The sequence below is a fragment of the Desulfonatronum zhilinae genome, assembly GCF_900182865.1.
GTDB lineage: Bacteria > Desulfobacterota > Desulfovibrionia > Desulfovibrionales > Desulfonatronaceae > Desulfonatronum > Desulfonatronum lacustre.
Genome location: NZ_FXUJ01000011.1, coordinates 85,156 through 103,795, shown reverse-complemented (window position 1 = coordinate 103,795; position 18,640 = coordinate 85,156). Strand labels below are relative to the sequence as shown.

Sequence of the window (18,640 nt, the reverse complement as noted above, 5' to 3'; positions counted from 1 at the left end):
TTGAAAGCCCCTAAACCGGAATGTCCAGTTCGGTCAGCATGGCGTCGATTTGGTCCAGGATCCAATCCCGTTGTTCCCGGCCCGCGTAGGCGATACAGGAGCAGCGCAGCTTGCCCCGGCCTCGGGTCAGCAGTTCCACTTTCAGCCAATTCGGGCCGGTTTCCAGGGAGCAGACGAACGGACCGCACTGGGCCGCGTGTTCGCGCTGTTCCGTGGAAAGCAGGTTTTTCGGGATTTCCAGCCAGTACATATCCTCCAGCGAAGCCTTCACAGTTTTGGTCTCAAGGCAAGACAAAAGACGCTGCATGTCCGTGGAGTTGAGTTCGTCTATCAGGTAGGCGCGCAATGGTATTCTCCGTGGGGTGCTTTCAGCGAGGCTCGCCGATTCAGTCCTCGCTTGGTTTGGGTTTGCGTCGATCCGGATGGGCGTCCGGCGTGGGAAGTTCGTTGTCCAGGTTGAACATCCGGCGGGTGACGTCGATGTAACGGGTTCCGGCGTCCTCTTCCTGGGCGCGGCGTTTTAGGAAGTCCAACGGCTGGTGATACAGCTTGTGGGCCAGGGAGAGCACCAGGGTCTCCAGGGCCTGGCTCACGTCCGGGTCGTCGGCTTTCGGTCCCAGGCGGCGCAGGGTTTTTTTGAGTTCCTTGCGGGCGATCCGCTCGCCGCCGGCCAGCAGGTCCAGAATGGTCGGCTTCAGGTCCAGGGAGCGCAGCCAGCAGGCGAACTTTTCCGTCTCCTCCTGGACGATGACCATGGCCTTGGCCGCTTCGGTTTTGCGCTGGCTGAGGTTCTCCTCCACCACTTCCTTCAGGTCGTCGATGTCGTAGAGGTAGATGTTGTCCAGGTTGTTCACGTCCGGGTCGATGTCCCGGGGCACCGCGATATCGATGAAGAACATCGGCCGGTTGCGGCGGCGTTTCATGATGGATTGGACGTCGCGGCGCTGGATGACCGTCTGGGTCGCGCCGGTGGAGCTGATGACGATGTCCGCCTCGGCCATGCGCTCGAACAGCTCGGCGAAGAGCACGGCCTCCCCCTGGATGCGGGAGGCCAACTCACAGCCCCGGGCGTGGGTGCGGTTGGCAATGAGCATCCGTTTGACCCCGGCGGAGAGCAGGTGGGTGGCGGCCAGTTCGGCCATCTCTCCGGCCCCCACGAGCATGGCGGTCTGGTTGGCGAGGTCGCCGAAGATGCGTTTGGCCAGTTCCACGGCGGCGAAACTGATGGACACGGCGTTGGAGGCGACTTTCGTCTCCGTGCGCACCCGTTTGGCCACGGAAAAGGATTTGTGCAGGAGTCGGTTCAGGACCACTCCGGAGGCTCCCTGTTTGACGCTGTTCCGGTAGGCCTGTTTGAGTTGACCGAGAATTTGGGGTTCGCCCAAGACCATGGAATCCAGGCTGGAGGCCACGGAAAACAGGTGGGTCACCGCGTCCAGATTGCGGTGGGTGTAGGTGTGGTCCTGCAATTCATGGACGTCGCCCCCGCAACAGTTGGCCCAAAAGCGCAGGATCTCCCGTACCGTGTCCTTGTCCTCACGGCCGACGGTCACGAGTTCCACCCGATTACAGGTGGAAAGGATCATGGCCTCTTTCACGCCGGACTCGACGGAGATCAGCCCCTGGTCCTTCGGGTCGACGTTAGGCAGGGCATAGCGTTCCCGGACCTCGACCGGTGCGGTGCGGTGGTTGAGTCCGAGCAGACAGATGGATTGGTTCATGACTTAGGGTTGAAAGCTGTGGTGGGTCTCGAGGAAAAAGTTGATTCCCAGCATGGAGATCAGGGACAGGGCAAAGATCCAGATGGCCAGCTTGGCCGGTTTGCGTCCGCGCCAGCCGTTGACCAGGCGCTGGTGAAAGAGAAAGGCGAAGAGCAGCCAGACGATAATGGCCGCGACCTCCTTGGGATCCCAGGAGAAGAAGCGCTCCCAGGTGAAGTGCGCCCAGAGGAACCCGGAAAGCAGGCCCACGGTGAACAACGGAAACCCGAGATTCACGGCCCAGGCATTGACCTGATCGAACAGGGACAGGGAGGGCAGGTCTTTGCTCAGGCCGGTGATTTTGGTCTTGCCCTTGATCTTGTTTTCCAGGAACAGATAGACCGCTCCGGCGCTGGCGGCCATGGCCAGCAGGCAGATGCTCAGGAACAGGGTGCCGATATGCAGCCCGAACCACAGCCCCATGAAGCTTTCCGGTAGGATGACCTCCATGCTGGGCAGGGTCGTGGCGAAGGAGTAGACGATCAGGGCCAGGGGCAGGGAGGTCAGGGCCAGAAAGTGCATGCGCAGCCGCCAGTTTAGGACCAGGGAGACGATGATCAGGGTCCAGGCCATCAGGCTGAAGTAAAACGGACCGTGACCCAGGGCCTCCGAACCGTAACGGGCCATATACAGCCCGACATCCACGGTGTGCAGGCCGAAGCCGAGCAGGGTCGCGATTTGTCCGCCGGAACGGAGAAGGGGACCGCGGATCAGCACCGCGAGAATATGCAGTACGGCCCCGAGAAAATAGAGCGCCAGAACGGCGAGTTCCAGGGTTTCAGTCAGGTTCACCGATCACGTCCTCCAAGCGGGGATGCAGGCTTTCCGGGAGATGACGCCGTAGTTCCTCCAGGATTCGGGCGTCGTCTCCCGACTGCACGGCTTCCAGCAGTCTGGATTGGGTCAAGGCCCGGAACAGGGCGGTATTGTCCGACGTGGGCAGGTTCAGTTCCAGGACCAGCGGGCGCAGGCGGCGCATTATCGCCAGGAACCGGGCGTACTCCGGGCCGAAGCAGGCGCCGAGGTCCTGGCGGATTTTCTTGGCCAGGGCCGGGCTGGAGCCGGACGTGGACACGGCGATGGTCAGGTCGCCCTGGGAGTGCATGGCTGGAAGAATAAAGCTGCATTTCTCGGGCTGGTCCACGATGTTGCAAAGGATTCCCCGCTCGGCGCACATCCTGCTGATTTGCCAGTTCAATGTCTCGTCGCTGGTGCTGGCGATGACCAGGAAGCAGCCATCCAGGTCCTCGGGAAGAAACGTGCGGACATGGTACTCCACCAAGCCCTGCTCGATGAGTTCCTGCCAGCAGGGCTCCGGTTCGCGGGTATCCACGATCCGCAGTCGCCCCGGAGCACAGGACAGGAGCGTGCGGACCTTGCGGGTCCCCACCTGGCCTACGCCGACCACCAGGCAGTACTTGTCGTGCAGATCGAGAAGAATGGGATAGTAGCGCATGGGTGTTTTACATTCAAATTTGGTATCTACTCAGCACGCTGTGTGTCCGCTCTTGCCCCGGCAATCGGGGTCGGTATCGATATCGGAATCGGAACATGAAAAATTTTGAATGTATCCCAGCATTTTCGATCCCGATCCCGATCCCGATTCCGATTTCGACTCCGACCCTGAAAAAAATCAATCCATCTTTGCGGTGCTGATGGTTACTGACGGACGATGGCGTAAAAGCTGATGGTCACCCACTGCCCCTTGGAATAGTTGAAACCGCGAATAATGGCCAGTCGTTCCACGTCCAGTCCGAGATTTCCCACGGCTTCGTGAAAGCGCTGCTCCTGGCGGGATTCGACCAGCGCCAGGCCGTCGGGATGCTCCAGGAGATGGTTGGCGGCTTCCAGGTGGTTGACCAGCCGGGTTGGGGTGCCCAGGAGAAAGGCCATGCTGGGTTCCTGAAAGCCCGTCGAGGCGATGAGGCCGCTCAGGTCCGGATGCTCCTGGCGCAGGGAGTCCACGGTTTGCAGCACGGCCCGGCTGACCCAGAATCCACGCAGCTCGGGCAGGCCCTTGCCCAGAATGACCGGAAACACCAGGACCGCGCCCAGCAGGAGAATCCCGCAAACCCGGACCATGTGTCCCTCGCGATAGGTGCGCCAGGCCAGGGCGGTCATGGCCAGCACGATCAGGGCCGCGAGAACGCCCCACCAGGAGAAGGCCTTGTCCAGGTAAATCGGGGCCACGATCAAGCCGATGCCCAGCACGACCCCGATGGCCAGCCACAGCCCGGCCCCGATCTTGGGAATCCAGGGCGCGAATCGGCTCGGAGAGCCTGCCGTCGTGGATGAGACGCCGGGATGGGCCACCCGGTGAGAAAGCGTGGCCAGCCAGACGCCGATGAGCAGGGCGATGGCCGGGTACATGGGCAGGACGTAATGGGGCAGTTTGGTGGGCACCAGCTCAAAAACGATCCAGGACGGGACGATCCAGGCCCAGAGAAAACGGACCAGACGGTCCGTTTTCCGCAAGGACCAGGTCTGGACCAGGGCCGGCCAGGCCAGCAGCGATCCCGGCCAGAAGGTCAGGGTGAACAAAAGCAGGTACATCCCCGGAGGAGCGCCGTGGGATTCGTGGCCGGAGATCAGTTTGGGCAGCAGATCGCCGGTGACCGCGTCGGAGACGAAGGAGCCGTCCGTGGCCAGACTGACGGCGATGAGCCAGGGCAGAACCATGACCGTGGTCAGGAGCAGGCCGGCCTTGGGCCGCAGCCCGCGCAGCCAGGCAAAGCGCCCGTGATTGAGGGTTTCCGGGGCGCGGCGGTCGGCGATGAACAGAGTGAGCAAGGTCAGCCCGGAGATCATCGGTCCCACCGGCCCCTTGAGCAGGATGGACCCGCCCATGCCGCCCCAGAACAACAGCCAGAGCCATGGCTCCGGCTGCCGGTCCGCCGGGCGGATGTAGCAGCGGGCCAGGGCCGCCTGCATGGCCGTGATGGAGGCCAGGAGCATGGCGTCGGTCTTGGCCAGATGGGCCTCGGTGACCAGCAGGAGGGTGCAGGCCAGCAGAGCCGCGGCGGCCAGAGCGAAGCGGACGTCCATTGCTCGTCTGGCCAGGGAAAAGGTCAGCAGCACGGCCAGCACGGCCCCCAGCACGGACGGCAGGCGGTAGGGCCAGAGAGCCTCGGGATTGGTCAGCCGGGCAGAGGCGGCCTGGAGCCAGTAGATGCCCACGGGTTTTTTGTGGCGATCCTGGTCCTGGAACTTGATCCGGATGTAGTCCCCATCTTCCAACATCTGCCGGGAAGCCTGGGCAAAACGAGCCTCGTCCCGGTCAAAGGGGGGAAGGGTGGTCATGCCCGGAAGAAACAGCACCAGGCAGAAGCAGATCAGGATCAGGTATCCGAACGTGGCGGCAAAGGGGCCGTCGAGATATTTTGTCATATGGATGGTGGGTTACGGGGTCAGTGACGGGTTGGCGTGCATTTTTCGGCGATAGGCGTCGATGCCGAACCAGATGATCACAAAGGCGATCACCGCGGCGACGATGAAGGCAATGCTGGTCTGGAGGGTCTCCTGGGTGGCCCCGGCCCCGATCAGGGTCGCCGGAATGGCCTGGGGAAAGGTGCCCAGAAACGTGCCCAGCAAAAAGTGACCATGTCCAAGGGGCAACATGCCCATCATGATCGTGGAGTAGAAGCCGGATAGCGGCATCATCCGCATCCCGAACACCGACATCACCCCGCCCTTGCCGATGCGTTTTTGAACGGCGTTCAGGTTGGGCCGGTGGCGGAGAAAGGAAAAGCTCCATCCCGCGTGGCGGACCAGATTGAAGACGGCGTAAAAGCCCAGCACCGTCCCGACCTGGGTCAACACCAAGCCTTGCCAAAAACCGAAGGCCATGCCGCCGATGGAGCAGAGCAGCAGTCGGGGAACGCCAAGGCAAACCAGGAGGGTCACTCCGGCAATGTACAGTCCCATTCCGAAAAAGCCGCGCTGCAGGAACCAAGCCCCGAGGAGTTCGGTCCTGTCCAACAGGGAGCGCAGCGGCGTGACGTTCATCAGGACCAGCCCCAGCAGGACGATGCCGATCAGGACAAGGCCCACCAGGCGAGGACGGGTCCAGAATCCGTGTCCCGTTTCCGTGTCGGCTCCTGAGTGGGAAGGCTCGGGAGATCCCGAGGGGTCAGGGGAGCAGGTCTGGTTCGTGAGGGTCGTGGGGGCGGCTGCGGTGCGGTGATGAGTCATTGAGTCATTCATGGGGCGGGCGCCGCAAGGCTAGGTTGGGAACGTGCTCCCAGCGCCGTGCCGGGATGGCCCGTCGAGCGTACCAGCGCACGGCGACGCAGTCCAGCAGCCCGCGCCAAAGGCGGTTGCCGATCCCGTACTTGGAAACGCCGCTGATCCGGGGACGGTGGTTGATGGGCAGCTCGATCACGGTCAGCCCCCGGCAGCGCAGCAGGGTGGGCAGAAAGCGGTGCATGCCGTTGAACACCAGAAGTTCCGGCAGGGCAGTCCGGCGCAGGGCGCGGAAAGTGCAACCGGCGTCCGCGATCCGGTCTCCGGAGACCATGTCCCGGAATCGGTTGGCCAGCCGTGAGGAGACGCGCTTGATCCAATTGTCCCGACGGTTGGCCCGGATGCCGCAAACCATGTCCGTTTCCGGGGTCAGGGCGCGCAACAGGCGGGGAATGTCCGCCGGGTCGTGCTGCATGTCCGCGTCCATGGTGACCAGAATCCGGCCCCGGGCGACCTGGAATCCGGTGGCAAAGGCCGCGCTTTGGCCCAGGTTGCGGGTATGCCGGACGAGTCGAAGCCGGTCGTGGTCGGCGTGCAGTCTCGTCAGCAGGTCCAGGCTGCCGTCCCGGCTGTAATCGTCCACGCAGATGATCTCAGAGGGCCGTCCCAGTTCGTTCAGCACCGACGTCAACTCGTCGAGAAGCGGACGCAGACATCCCTCTTCATTGTAGACCGGCAGAATGCAGGAAACGGCCGGCGGCCCAAGGTCGGATGGCGTGGAGGGTGTGGAGGGCATGGGGCGAAAGCGCGGCAACGGGTTCAGTTCACAAGGGCCTTGGCGAAGTCCTCGCCGCTGAACGGTCGGAGGTCTTCCATCTTCTCGCCCAGGCCAACGAAACTGATGGGCATGCCGAACTCCAGGGCGATGGCCACCACGATGCCGCCTTTGGACGTGCCGTCCAGCTTGGTCAGGATGATTTCGTCCACGCTGACCGCCTCGTGGAACAACTTGGTCTGGGAAAGGGCGTTCTGTCCGGTGGTGGCGTCCACCACCAGCAGGCTGCGATGAGGTGCGCCGGGAAGCTTCTTGGCCAGGACGCGCTTGATCTTGCGCAGTTCGTCCATCAGGTCGACCTTGGTGTGCAGCCGGCCCGCGGTGTCCAGAAAGACTACGTCGTGGCCGCCTTGCAGGGCCGCGTCCACGGCTTCGTAGGCCACGGCGGCCGGGTCCGCGCCTTCACCCTTGCTGAAGAAGTCCGCGCCGGTGCGCTTGGCCCAGATGGCGAGCTGCTCCATGGCCGCGGCCCGGAAGGTGTCCCCGGCGGCCACGAGCACCTTGCGGCCCTGCATCTGGGCGCGGTGGGCCAGCTTGGCGATGGTCGTGGTCTTGCCCACGCCGTTTACGCCCACCACCAGCACGACCTCCGGACCCTGGGGCAGATCGACGACCTTGGGTTGGGGGAAGATGGCGGCCAGTTCCTGACGCAGCATTTCCCGGAACGCCTCGGGCTCGCTGATGTCTTCCTTGCGCACTCGGGCCTTGAGCCGGTCCAGGAGCATGACCGCGGAGCGGTGCCCCACGTCGGCCATGATCAGCACTTCCTCCAGCTCTTCCCAGAACGGATCGTCGAACTTGCGATGGGCCGAGAGCAGGGCGTCGATGCGCTTGGTGAGCTGCTCCCGTGTCTTATTCAGGCCTTCGGAGAGCTTCAGAAAGAGGCGGTCCCGCTCGTCCTCCTCGTCTTCCAGTTCCAGGGCCAGGGCCAGTCGGTACTGCAACTCGGACCGAAATTCGGCTACCTGCTCGTAGCCCATGTCCTCCAGCCAGTCCCGGAATTTGGTGATGAACAGTTCGGCCTCGTCCTCCGGGGCCTCCAGGGCCCGGAACAGGAAGCGCAGCCGTTCCCACAACTCGTCGCCCATGGTCTCCACCCCGGAAAGGGTGTGCTCCAACCAGACGCTGAGCTTCGGCTCGGCCCCGCGCAGGGCCTGCATGACCTGGGTTTGCCACTCAGGGGCTTTGGCTGTCGCTTCGGTTGCCCGTCCGGGCTCGGAAGGTTTGGCTGGGGCGGTCTCGACGAGTTGTTCCGGTTTCGAGGTCGGCTCCGGTTCCGGAGACGGCGTCGGCTTGGCGGGCTGACGGGAAAAGAGGCGGGAAAGCAGGCCCGGGCGGGCCTTGGAAGCGGGTTGCTCCTGGCTTTCAAAGGCTGGTTCCGGAGAAGGTTCGGAAACGGATTCGGGAACAGGCCCAGAAGTCGCTTCGGGAGCAGCTCCAGAAGCAGGTTCGGCAACAGGTTCAGGTCCGGTCTTCAGGCGAGGCTCGGGGTGAGAATCCGGAACAACCTGCGTGGCGGTTTCCAGGGGAGGCTGAATGCTCTCCGGACCCGTCGGTCGTTTCGCTTCCTCTTCCGACCTTGATTCCAGTTCGGAAGCGTCTTCGGGGGTGTGTTCCGCGACAGGTTCCGGGGAAGGCTCGACCGGCTCCGGTTCCGGCGCGGGCGTTGTTGGCTCCTGGTCCGCCGGTACGGCTTGATCGACTATCTCCGCTGAATCCGATGCCTCCGATGATTCCTGGGAAGACTTCGGTTCCGGCTGTTCGATCGATTCTTCAGTTTTGGTCGCTTCTTCGGTGGACCACCATTTTTTTACCTTGGAGAAAAAACCCATATGTTCTGTTCCTGGCTGGTTTGAGATCGTAAAAAAGAAGATTCGGCCCGTCATTCACGGCCAAGGGGTTTCTTATCCAGGCTTGGCGGTCAAGGCAATGCCCTGGGGAATCGGGTGCTTCATTTTGACGCATTGTCTCCTCAGCAAAAGACCTGGCCCAGGCGAGAAAACGTGAGGATGTTGTCCATTTTTGACCTCGCCTGGATGATTCCGTATGCTTCATGGTAGTTTTGCCACTTTGATTCATGGTGCTCGCCGCTTTTCGGCCCGTTTCCAGCGGAGATCGGAAGCCGGCTCCCGGCAACAGCCACGCCTGGGACGCATTTTGGGGGAGGGGCGAGCGTGAAGCATTCTGAAGGAGAGTTGATTCGATATGTGCGGTATTTGCGGAGAATTGCGGTTTGATGGAAGCCAGGCCACGGCGGTGAACGTTCAGGCCATGGCCGACGTGATGTCCGGTCGCGGTCCGGACGGGTGCGGCATATTCGTGCAGAAAGGGGTGTCCCTGGGGCACCGGCGACTGAAGATCATTGATCTGAGCGACGCATCCCATCAGCCCATGATCGACCCGGAACTGGGGTTGGCCTGCGTGTTCAACGGGATCATCTACAACTACAAGGAACTCCGCCGAGAGCTGGAAGGCAAGGGCTACCGCTTTTTTTCCTCCGGAGACACGGAGGTGTTGCTCAAGGCCTACCATGCCTGGGGCGATGAGTGCGTCCAACGGTTCATGGGCATGTTCGCCTTCGCGGTCTGGGAGCGGAATTTCGGAACGGTTCTGCTGGGCCGGGACCGACTGGGGATCAAGCCGTTGTATCTGGCCGAGGTTCCGGGTGGGCTGTTGTTCGCTTCCAGCCTGCCCGCGCTGCTGGCCACGGGCAGGATCGACAAGGAACTGGATCCCGTAGCCCTGAATCACTATTTCTCTTTTCATGCCGTGGTCCCGGCCCCGCACACTCTGTTGCAAGGCGTGCGCAAACTGCCTCCGGCCACGCTGCTGCGGCTGGAAACAGACGGGACGCGCCGGCAATGGGAGTACTGGAATCCGGATTTCAATTGCCTGGAGCCGGACAAGAGCGAAGGCGAGTGGCGGGATGAGGTTTTGGCCGCGCTGCGTACCGCGGTGGATCGGCGGATGGTGGCGGACGTGCCCGTGGGCGTGTTGCTCTCCGGCGGCCTGGATTCCAGCCTGGTGGTGGGGCTGCTGGCCGAGGCCGGTGCGCGGGATTTGAATACCTTTTCCATCGGCTTTGAAGCCGTGGGCGACGAAGCCGGAGATGAATTCCGGTATTCGGACATCGTGGCCAAACGCTTCGGCACCGTGCATCACAAGATTTCCATCTCCTCGGCCGAGGCCCTGGGCAATCTGCGGGACTGCGCGCGGGCCATGTCCGAGCCCATGGTCAGCCACGACAACATCGGCTTCTACCTGTTGTCCCGGGAGGTGGCCAAGCATGTCACCGTGGTCCAGAGCGGCCAGGGTGCGGACGAGGTCTTTGCCGGGTATCACTGGTATCCGCCGATGATGGACAGCCGCGACGCGGTGGCCGACTACGCCCGCTTGTTTCGCGATCGGGATCATGCGGACTATGCCCGGCTGGTGGAGGCGCGCTGGGGCGGTGAGGACCATAGCCTGAACTTCATTCGCGCCGGGTTCGCCGCGCCGGGGGCGAACAGGGCCATTGACAAGGCCCTGCGCATGGACGCCCTGACCATGCTCGTGGACGACCCGGTGAAGCGGGTGGACAATATGACCATGGCCTGGGGCCTGGAAGCCCGTGTGCCGTTTCTGGACCATGAGCTGGTGGAGCTGGCCGCCCGGATTCCCGCGGAACTGAAGGTCCGCGACGGCGGCAAGTACATCCTCAAGGAGGCTGCCCGGTCCGTAATCCCGCATGAGGTGATCGACCGGCCCAAGGGCTACTTTCCGGTCCCGGCGTTGAAGTATCTGCGCGGTCCGTTTTTGGACTTCGTAACCGAGGTGCTGGACCAGCCCGCGGCTCGCCAGCGGGGGCTCATCCGCCGGGATTATCTGGACGAGTTGCTGCGCGCTCCGGAAGAACACATCACGCCGTTGGGCGGCTCCAAGCTCTGGCAGGTGGCCGTGCTGGAATTGTGGATGCAGGAACATGGGCTTTAAGTTGATTTCTGTAAGATACTTATTTTGCTGTTCGTTCAAAAACCTCAAGTGCAAGGAGCAAAGAAAGCTCAAACTCGAAGCGTATTTGTTCATACGTGAGAGTTTGAGCTTTCTGTCGCGACGCTGCAATTGGGGATTTTTCAACGAACAGCGAGGAGGGGCGTGACATGGGTCAGACGAAACACCGCGGCGAGCATCGCTTCGACCGCGACAATCTGCCGTCGCTGCGCTACTGGAAACGGGCGGACATGCTGCCCAACCTCAAACTGCCCGCGGACGTGATCCTGGAGTGCGGATGGGGCCGGTTGATCTTTGCCCATACGTTCTCGGACCAGCGCAAGCTGGTTCGCACCATTTGCGACGAATCTCCGGGGCGGCGGGACATCGCCATTTATCTGCGCGATCCGCACGTCGTGCTGGCCATGGCGCCCCAGGAACTGTTCATGGACCCGTCCCATACCTTCAGGCTCTGGCTGGACCGCTATCAGCCGGACCCGGTCATGAACAAGCGGATCGTGATTCGTCGGGTGCAGACCAGGGAAGACTGTCGCCGGATCAACACTATTTACGCCGGCAGGGGCATGGTGGTTTCCAGGGAGGACTTTCTTTGGAACCACCGTCATTCCCGGTCCATGGTCCCGCTGGTGGCCGAGGATATGGCCACCCAGCAGATTGTGGGCACGGTCACGGCCATCGACCATAAACGGGCCTTCAATGACCCGGAAAACGGGACCAGCTTGTGGTGCCTTGCCGTGGAGCCGCAATGTCGGCTGCCCGGGGTGGGCGAGGCCCTGGTGCGCTATGTGGTGGAGTATTTCCAGGCTCGGGGGCGGTCCTACCTGGACCTGTCCGTGATGCACGACAATACCCAGGCCATCGCCTTGTATGAAAAGCTGGGCTTCTCCCGGGTCCCGGTCTTCAGCGTCAAGCACAAGAACGCCATCAACGAGCCGCTCTTCGTGGGCGAGGAACCGCAGACCAGGCTGAATCCATACGCCATGATCATCATCAAGGAGGCCCGGCGGCGGGGGATCGCCGTGGAGGTCCTGGACGAGACCAGCGGGCACTTTCAGCTTTCCTTCGGCGGGCGGAGCATTGCCTGCTGGGAGTCCCTGAGCGAGTTGACCAGCGCCATGGCGTTTTGCCGCTGCGACGACAAAAGCCTGACTTTGCGTCTGCTGCATCGGGCCGGGCTGCGGACGCCGGAACAGGTGGCGGCAGGGGAAGAGGCCGAGAATCTGGCGTTTTTGGAACGCCACCAGCGCCTGGTGGTCAAGCCGACCCGGGGCGAACAGGGCCGGGGAATCAGCGTGGACGTCCGCGACGACGAAGAACTGATCACGGCTGTTCGAAAGGCGCGTGCGGTCAACGACCGGGTCGTGCTGGAGTCCTTTGTTGAAGGGCAGGATTTACGGATGATCGTTATTGACTTCGCCTTCGTGGCCGCTGCGGTGCGGCGGCCGGCCCAGGTGGTGGGCACGGGGGAGCACACGGTGCGGGAACTGATCGAAAAGCAAAGCCGCCGTCGGGCCGCGGCCACGGGCGGGGAGAGCCGAATTCCCCTGGACCAGGAAACCGAACGCTGCATGGCCCAAAGCGGCTGGAAGATGAGCGACGTCCCGCCTGCCGGTGAAACGCTGGTGGTACGCAAGACCGCCAACCTGCACACCGGGGGGACGATTCACGACGTCACGGACCAGGTCCATCCCGAGTTGGTCCGGGCCGCGGAACAGGCCGCCCGGGTGCTGAACATTCCGGTGGTCGGGTTCGATTTTCTCGTCCCGGACGTGGGCGGGTCGGAGTACGTGATCATCGAGGCCAACGAGCGTCCGGGCCTGGCCAACCACGAACCGCAACCCACGGCGGAGCGGTTCGTGGACCTGCTCTTTCCCCAGACCGCGATTCGAGGCTGATCCATTCCGATTGGGTCGAAAAAAACTGTACAAATACGGAGAACTGAATGACCAACGTGGCCATCGACATGGCATATCTGAAACGAATGCTTCTGGAACTTTTGGAAATCCCCAGCCCCACCGGATACACGGACCGGATCGTTCATTTTGCCGGTGAGGAACTGACCAGGCTGGGCATTCCCTTTGAGTTGACCCGACGCGGGGCCATCCGGGCGGACCTCAAAGGCCGGGCCAGCAATCCGGACAGGGCCCTGGTGGCCCACCTGGACACCATCGGGGCCATGGTCCGGGAACTCAAGCCCAATGGCCGGCTCGGCGTCGCGCCCATCGGGACGTGGTCCAGCCGGTTCGCCGAGGGGGCGCGGGTGACCATTTTCACGGACGCCGGTTCCCTGCGGGGAACCATCCTGCCGTTGAAGGCGTCCGGTCATGTCTACGGGAACGAGATCGACACCCAGCCCGTGAACTGGGACAACGTGGAAGTGCGCGTGGACGAGCCGTCGCTCAGCGTGGACGAATTGGTCGGGCTGGGCATCCATATCGGCGACTGGGTGGCCGTGGACCCGCTCTGCGAGGTGCGTCCCAGCGGATACGTGAATTCCCGGCACCTGGACAACAAGGCCGGAGTGGCGATTCTGTTCGCCGTGGCCAAGGCCTTGTTGGAGAACGACATTCAGCCGCCCCTTGACTGTCACCTGTTGTTCACCATTGCCGAGGAGGTGGGGACCGGAGCTTCCGTGGCCCTGCACGGCGACGTGGCCGAGATGGTCAGCATCGACACGGCCCCGCTGCACGGTGGGCACAATCTCTGCGAACGCGGGGTCAGCGTGGCCCTGATGGATTCCAGCGGGCCCTTCGACTACCACTTGACCCATCGCCTTTTGGAATTGTGTCGCAAGCACCAGATTCTCCACCGCCGGGACGTGTTTCGCTACTACCGCAGCGATTCGGCCTCGGCCGTGGAAGCGGGCAACGACCTGCGCACGGCCCTGGTCTGCTTCGGCGTGGACGGCACCCACGGCTACGAACGGACCCACTTCGACTCCCTTCAGGCCACCGCCGAACTGATCGCCGCCTACATGCTCTCCGAACCGGTGGTCCCTCGGGACCGCTTCAGCCTGGGACCGCTGAACGGGTTTCCGGTGCAGCCGGAGTAGTCAGGCGTGAGAGAAATGGGGTGAATCCGTTGAATTTAGTACGTCAACAATCCGGCTTCTGTCCGGCAAGGCGTGTGCCGCGACTGGCCAGCCTGGTCGATTTGATGGGATACTTCAATATAATGCTCGACGGCCTCATGAAATGACGTCTCAAGCTCTTGGATGTTCTCCCCATGAAAGCCAACAATATCTTGAATGTCGGTGAGATGGCCGACGTAGATGTTATCCAGTGGATCATATTCGACTGTCGCCGAAAAGTTTTTATAACGCATCATTTTCATGGGAAGACTCCGGCTCTCTTTAAAAATTCGCGGACGTCCTTCACCGCTGTAGCGGAGGGCTTCTTTTCCAGGATGGGGGCGATGGATGTCAACCCGCTGGCCGTTCAATATGAAGGTGGCTCGTGACCCGCTCCCCTCTATCACCTTGGAGTTCAGGGCTATCAGAAAGGCCTCGATTTCCTTCCAAGCCATATTTCCTTTGACGGGGTCGGTGAAAATTGCGGCAAGTGTTTTGTTTTGCCTTGAATTCATAGTTTAAATTTGAAATGTTGTCTTTACCTCTTGAAAACATGCTCCTCTCCCGGAAACGTCCCGGCCTTGACCTCTTGAACGTACTCTCGCACCGCGTCGCGCATCAGGGTGCCGACTTGAGCGTATTTCTTCACGAATTTCGGGGTGAAGCGGTCGTAGAGGCCGACTACGTCGTGGAAGACCAGGACCTGGCCGTCGCAGTCCGGTCCGGCGCCGATGCCGATGGTCGGGATGGTCATTTGGTCGGAGATGGTCCGGGCCAGGGGGGCTGGGACGCATTCCAGGACCAGGCCGAAGGCCCCGGCTTCCTCCAGGGCAACGGCGTCTTCCTGGATGCGCTGGGCCGCGGCGTCGGTCCGGCCCTGGACCTTGAATCCGCCGAGTTGGTGAACGTGTTGGGGCGTCAGGCCGACGTGGCCCAGGACGGGGATGCCGTTCTGGGTCATCTTGCGCACGGCGGGCAGGATTTCCCGTCCACCCTCTACCTTGACCGCATGCATCCCGGCTTCTTGTAAAAAACGTCCGGCGTTGACCAGGGCCTGCTCCGGCGAAACCTGGTAGCTCATGAAGGGCATGTCGCCCACCAACATGGCCCGTTGCGCCCCCCGAGCCACGGCCCGGCAGTGGTGGAGCATGTCCTCCATGGTCACGGACAGGGTGTTCTCAAGGCCGAGCATGACCATGCCCAGGGAGTCGCCCACCAATAGGACGTCCACCCCGGCTTCGTCCAACAGCTTGGCCGTGGCCCAGTCATAGGCCGTCAAGACGGTAATCTTTTCGCCCTGGCGCTTCATCTCCAGGAGCGTGGCCGTGGTCGTTTTACCCACTTCATGCCTCCATCTTGTCCAGGGCATCCATCAGGCTGATGGTCAGCTTAAGAAAGTCCGCTTCCGTCAAGATGCCCACGAGCTTTTCTTTATCCACCACCGGCAGGCAGCCGTACTTGTGCTGGAGCAGGAGTTCCGCGGCTTCGCGCAGGTCCACGCCAGGGGAAATGGTGGTCACGTCCCGGCGCATGATTTCATGGATGGGAATGGAGGCGTCGATTTCGTTCTGGACCTCGTCCTCGATGTCGGCCAGCTTGGAAATGGTCACGGCCAGCAGGTCCCGGTGGGTCAGCAGACCGACGAAGCGTTCCTCCCTGTCCACGATGGGGATGTGTCGGATACGGCCCAGGTTCATGATCGAGCGGGCGGTCTGCACGTTGTCGTGCTCCTGAAGGGAAAAGACCTTTTTGGTCATCAGATCGTTGACTTTGAGCATGATGGTTCTCCTTGTTGATCAGAATACACGTATTCTTTCACTGTTCATGACCGGTCTGTCAAGGATGACCGGACCGGCGGCGATTTGGAGAATATGAAAGGATTATGGCATGACAAGTATTTCTTGTCCTTTGCCGGGATATCGGATACCCATCAATGTTTTTCGATCACTTTTCCTTTTTACTTGACGCTCATGCGAGGAGAGGTCTTATGATGAACCGTTTCGTCTTGTCGGCATGTCTTGTTTTGTTGTTCGGAGTGTCCGTTTCGGCCGGCGCGGAGCAGGCGAAAGTCGTCTCCGTCAACCAGTTCGTGGAGCATCCGGCTCTGGATTCCGTGCTGCGCGGTTTTCAGGACCAACTGCGTGAGGAAGGGTTTCAGGTCGACTACCGGGTGCACAACGCCCAGGCCAACATGGCCACGGCCAATCTGATCGCCCAGCAGATCGTGGGCGAGCGTCCGGACCTGGTGCTGGCCATTGCCACGCCTTCGGCCCAGGCCATGGCTCAGACCGTGAAAAAGAACCCCTCGATGCAGAAGACTCCCATCCTGTTCAGCGCGGTGACCGATCCGCTGGGCGCCGGGCTGGTCAAGGATCTGCAAAATCCCGGCGAGAACATCACCGGCACCTCGGACCTGACCCCCATGGACCAGCACCTGGCCCTGATCCGGGAGTTCCATCCGGAAATGACCTCCCTGGGCGTGATCTACAACTCAGGTGAAGCCAATTCCCGCGCCCTGGTGGATTTGCTCAAGGTCGAGACGAACAGGGCCGGGATCAAGCTGGAAGAGGCCACAGTGGCCCGGTCCAGCGACGTGTTCCAGGCCGCCCGCAGCCTGGTGGGCCGGGCTCAGGCCGTGTACGTGCCCACGGACAACACGGTGGTTTCGGCCTTCGAGGCCCTGGCCAAGGTCTGCCAAGACAACAAGCTGCCCCTGTACGCCGCGGACGTGGACTCCGTGCCTCGGGGCGCCGTGGCCGCGTTGGGCTTTGACTATTACGAGCACGGCCGCCAAGCTGGAGCCATGGCCGCGCGCATCTTTCGCGGAGCCGATCCGGCGAGCACCCCGGTGGAAACCCAGCAGGAACTCGAACTGCACATCAATCTCCCCGCGGCCCAGGCCATGGGCGTGACCATTCCCCAGGCTCTCCTGGACCGGGCCGGGAAGATTCTCGAATAAGCAATAATCCTCTTGTCTGCTCGTGCTCAGTCGTCTTGCTGAGCACGAGTGCGATTACCAGGTTTTAACCTTTCTTCATGACGTTTTCTTCTCCATGAACATATCCAAGCTGATCGTCGTTTACGGGATCAATGAGTCCGGAGTCCTTCCGTGACCTGGTACGCGCTGTTGGGCGCGGTGGAGCAGGGGCTGGTCTACGGGATCATGGTCCTGGGCGTGTACCTGACTTTTCGGGTGCTCAACTTCCCGGATCTGACCGTGGACGGGAGTCTGCCCCTGGGTGCCGCGGTCTGCGCCGTGGCCATCACCTCGGGGATCGACCCGTTCCTCTCTCTGTTTCTTGCTATGTTCGCTGGGTTCCTGGCCGGGATGGTCACCGGGTTTCTGAATACCAAGCTGGGTATTCTGCATCTCTTGGCTTCCATTTTGACCATGATCGCCCTGTATTCCATAAATATTCGGGTGATGAGCGGCCCCAACGTCTCCCTGCTGGGCCGGGATACGATCCTCGATCCGCTGATGGGCTTGGGCTTGCCCGGGTATTTGTCCTCCATCGTCCTGTTCTCGTTCATCGGGGCGGCCATCGTGATCTTCCTGATCTGGTTTCTGCACACGGAATTTGGACAGACCATGCTGGCCACGGGCGACAATCCCCGGATGATCACCAGCCAGGGCGTGAATACGCATAGCGTGATCATCATCGGCGTGGGGCTGTCCAACGCCATGGTGGCCTTCAGCGGGGCGCTGATCGCCCAGAATCAGGGCGCGGCGGACGTGAACATGGGCGTGGGAACCATCGTGGCCGGGCTGGCCTCGGTGATCGTGGGCGAGACGGTCTTCGGCCGGGGCGGGATCATGCGCGCCGTGATCGCGGCCCTGCTCGGCTCGATTCTCTATCGGCTGGCCATCGCCATGGCCCTGAGCATGAAGCTGGGGGCCTTCTCCTTCACTCCCAGCGATCTGAACCTGATCACCGCGCTGCTGGTGGTCCTGGCGCTCACCGCGCCGAAAATCAAGGCGCGGTTCTTCTCATGATGCTGTCTCTGAAAAATGTCATCAAGTATTTTCACCGGGGCAGCGTGAACGAGGTCCTGGCTTTGCAAAATGTCTCCCTGGACGTTCGTCGCGGGGACTTCATCTGCATCATCGGTTCCAACGGGGCCGGCAAATCCACCTTGTTGAACTGTCTGGCCGGATGCTTTTTCCCGGATCAGGGCAGTATCCTCCTGGATGATCGGGACATCACCGGCTGGCCGGAGTACAAGCGGGCCAAGTTCATCGGCCGGGTCTTCCAGGACCCGCTGCTGGGCACCTGCGCTTCCATGAGCATCGAACAGAACCTGGCCCTGGCCCTGCGCCGGGGACGCTTCCGGGGACTGTCCGCCGGGGTGCGCCGCCTGGACCGGGATCTCTTCCGGGAAAAACTGCGCATGCTGGACCTGGGATTGGAGGACCGGTTCCAGGACGCCGTGGGCCTCCTTTCCGGCGGACAACGCCAAGCCCTGACCATGGTCATGGCCACCCTGGTCCGCCCGGACATCCTGTTGCTGGACGAGCACACCGCGGCCCTGGATCCCAAGACCGGCCAACAGATTCTGGAACTGACCGATCGACTGGTGGAAAGCATGGAGCTGACCACCCTGATGGTCACCCACAACATGCACCAGGCCCTGCGCATGGGCAACCGGCTGATCATGATGCACCGGGGCGAGATCATCCTGGACATCACCGGCGAGGAAAAGAAGCGTCTGAAAGTGGACGACCTGCTGGCCCGATTCTACAGCCTGAAGCAGGAGGCCTTTGCTTCGGACAAGATGCTGTTGGTGTGAGAGGGGAGGGTATTC

At 61.9% G+C, this 18,640-nt stretch carries 17 protein-coding genes; 6 read left to right on the top strand and 11 right to left on the bottom strand.

Features of this window, described 5'->3' with window-relative positions; all coding sequences use genetic code 11:
* Window positions 1–10: 10 nt before the first annotated feature.
* From AC559A_RS10505 to ftsY, 8 genes are all read right to left on the bottom strand, one after another.
* The gene (locus AC559A_RS10505) at window positions 11–346 is read right to left on the bottom strand and encodes a hypothetical protein (RefSeq protein WP_028572000.1); all 336 of its coding nucleotides are present in this window, start codon (window positions 344–346) and stop codon (window positions 11–13) included.
* A 40-nt stretch (window positions 347–386) separates the two neighbouring features.
* Window positions 387–1,721 (bottom strand): glutamyl-tRNA reductase, encoded by a 1,335-nt coding sequence (gene hemA / locus AC559A_RS10500; RefSeq protein ID WP_498817886.1) that lies wholly within the window; start codon window positions 1,719–1,721, stop codon window positions 387–389.
* Window positions 1,722–1,724: 3 nt separating this feature from the next.
* Window positions 1,725–2,552 carry a cytochrome C assembly family protein gene (locus AC559A_RS10495; RefSeq protein ID WP_498817885.1) on the bottom strand — a complete coding sequence of 276 codons (828 nt, stop codon included), beginning with the start codon at window positions 2,550–2,552 and terminating at the stop codon, window positions 1,725–1,727.
* Entirely contained in the window at window positions 2,539–3,216 is a 678-nt protein-coding gene (locus tag AC559A_RS10490; protein ID WP_498817884.1) for a precorrin-2 dehydrogenase/sirohydrochlorin ferrochelatase family protein, read from the bottom strand. Before AC559A_RS10490 ends, AC559A_RS10495 begins: the two co-directional genes overlap by 14 nt.
* A 203-nt stretch (window positions 3,217–3,419) precedes the next feature.
* Window positions 3,420–5,147 (bottom strand): ArnT family glycosyltransferase, encoded by a 1,728-nt coding sequence (locus tag AC559A_RS10485; RefSeq protein WP_498817883.1) that lies wholly within the window; start codon window positions 5,145–5,147, stop codon window positions 3,420–3,422.
* Window positions 5,148–5,159: 12 nt separating this feature from the next.
* Window positions 5,160–5,963, bottom strand: a complete 804-nt coding sequence (locus AC559A_RS10480; RefSeq protein WP_498817882.1) for a TVP38/TMEM64 family protein — start codon at window positions 5,961–5,963, stop codon at window positions 5,160–5,162.
* The gene (locus AC559A_RS10475) at window positions 5,956–6,738 is read right to left on the bottom strand and encodes a glycosyltransferase family 2 protein (protein ID WP_498817881.1); all 783 of its coding nucleotides are present in this window, start codon (window positions 6,736–6,738) and stop codon (window positions 5,956–5,958) included. Before AC559A_RS10475 ends, AC559A_RS10480 begins: the two co-directional genes overlap by 8 nt.
* A 23-nt stretch (window positions 6,739–6,761) precedes the next feature.
* Complete coding sequence (ftsY, locus tag AC559A_RS10470) at window positions 6,762–8,609, bottom strand: signal recognition particle-docking protein FtsY (protein ID WP_498817880.1); 1,848 nt, start codon at window positions 8,607–8,609, stop codon at window positions 6,762–6,764.
* Between the two features lie 373 nt (window positions 8,610–8,982).
* Between ftsY and AC559A_RS10465 the strand changes: the two genes are divergently transcribed.
* From AC559A_RS10465 to AC559A_RS10455, 3 genes are all read left to right on the top strand, one after another.
* Window positions 8,983–10,749 (top strand): N-acetylglutaminylglutamine amidotransferase, encoded by a 1,767-nt coding sequence (locus AC559A_RS10465; RefSeq protein ID WP_498817879.1) that lies wholly within the window; start codon window positions 8,983–8,985, stop codon window positions 10,747–10,749.
* Window positions 10,750–10,916: 167 nt separating this feature from the next.
* Entirely contained in the window at window positions 10,917–12,662 is a 1,746-nt protein-coding gene (ngg, locus tag AC559A_RS10460) for an N-acetylglutaminylglutamine synthetase (protein WP_498817878.1), read from the top strand.
* A gap of 47 nt (window positions 12,663–12,709) precedes the next feature.
* The gene (locus tag AC559A_RS10455) at window positions 12,710–13,819 is read left to right on the top strand and encodes an osmoprotectant NAGGN system M42 family peptidase (RefSeq protein ID WP_028571992.1); all 1,110 of its coding nucleotides are present in this window, start codon (window positions 12,710–12,712) and stop codon (window positions 13,817–13,819) included.
* Between the two features lie 35 nt (window positions 13,820–13,854).
* Here the strand turns inward: AC559A_RS10455 and AC559A_RS10450 are convergent, their stop codons facing one another.
* From AC559A_RS10450 to AC559A_RS10440, 3 genes are all read right to left on the bottom strand, one after another.
* Window positions 13,855–14,292 carry a hypothetical protein gene (locus tag AC559A_RS10450; RefSeq protein ID WP_498817877.1) on the bottom strand — a complete coding sequence of 146 codons (438 nt, stop codon included), beginning with the start codon at window positions 14,290–14,292 and terminating at the stop codon, window positions 13,855–13,857.
* Window positions 14,293–14,375: 83 nt separating this feature from the next.
* Window positions 14,376–15,179 carry a 3-methyl-2-oxobutanoate hydroxymethyltransferase gene (gene panB / locus AC559A_RS10445; RefSeq protein WP_498817876.1) on the bottom strand — a complete coding sequence of 268 codons (804 nt, stop codon included), beginning with the start codon at window positions 15,177–15,179 and terminating at the stop codon, window positions 14,376–14,378.
* A 1-nt stretch (window position 15,180) separates the two neighbouring features.
* Window positions 15,181–15,615: a CBS domain-containing protein gene (locus AC559A_RS10440; protein WP_028571990.1), complete on the bottom strand. Its 435-nt coding sequence runs from the start codon at window positions 15,613–15,615 to the stop codon at window positions 15,181–15,183.
* Between the two features lie 209 nt (window positions 15,616–15,824).
* Here AC559A_RS10440 and AC559A_RS10435 point away from each other — a divergent pair, with 209 nt between their 5' ends.
* From AC559A_RS10435 to AC559A_RS10425, 3 genes are all read left to right on the top strand, one after another.
* Window positions 15,825–16,796 (top strand): ABC transporter substrate-binding protein, encoded by a 972-nt coding sequence (locus AC559A_RS10435; RefSeq protein WP_498817875.1) that lies wholly within the window; start codon window positions 15,825–15,827, stop codon window positions 16,794–16,796.
* 150 nt (window positions 16,797–16,946) lie between these two features.
* On the top strand, window positions 16,947–17,831 hold the full coding sequence (locus tag AC559A_RS10430) for an ABC transporter permease (RefSeq protein ID WP_028571987.1): 885 nt from the start codon (window positions 16,947–16,949) through the stop codon (window positions 17,829–17,831).
* Window positions 17,831–18,625 (top strand): ABC transporter ATP-binding protein, encoded by a 795-nt coding sequence (locus AC559A_RS10425; protein ID WP_498817909.1) that lies wholly within the window; start codon window positions 17,831–17,833, stop codon window positions 18,623–18,625. Before AC559A_RS10430 ends, AC559A_RS10425 begins: the two co-directional genes overlap by 1 nt.
* Window positions 18,626–18,640 lie beyond the last annotated feature (15 nt).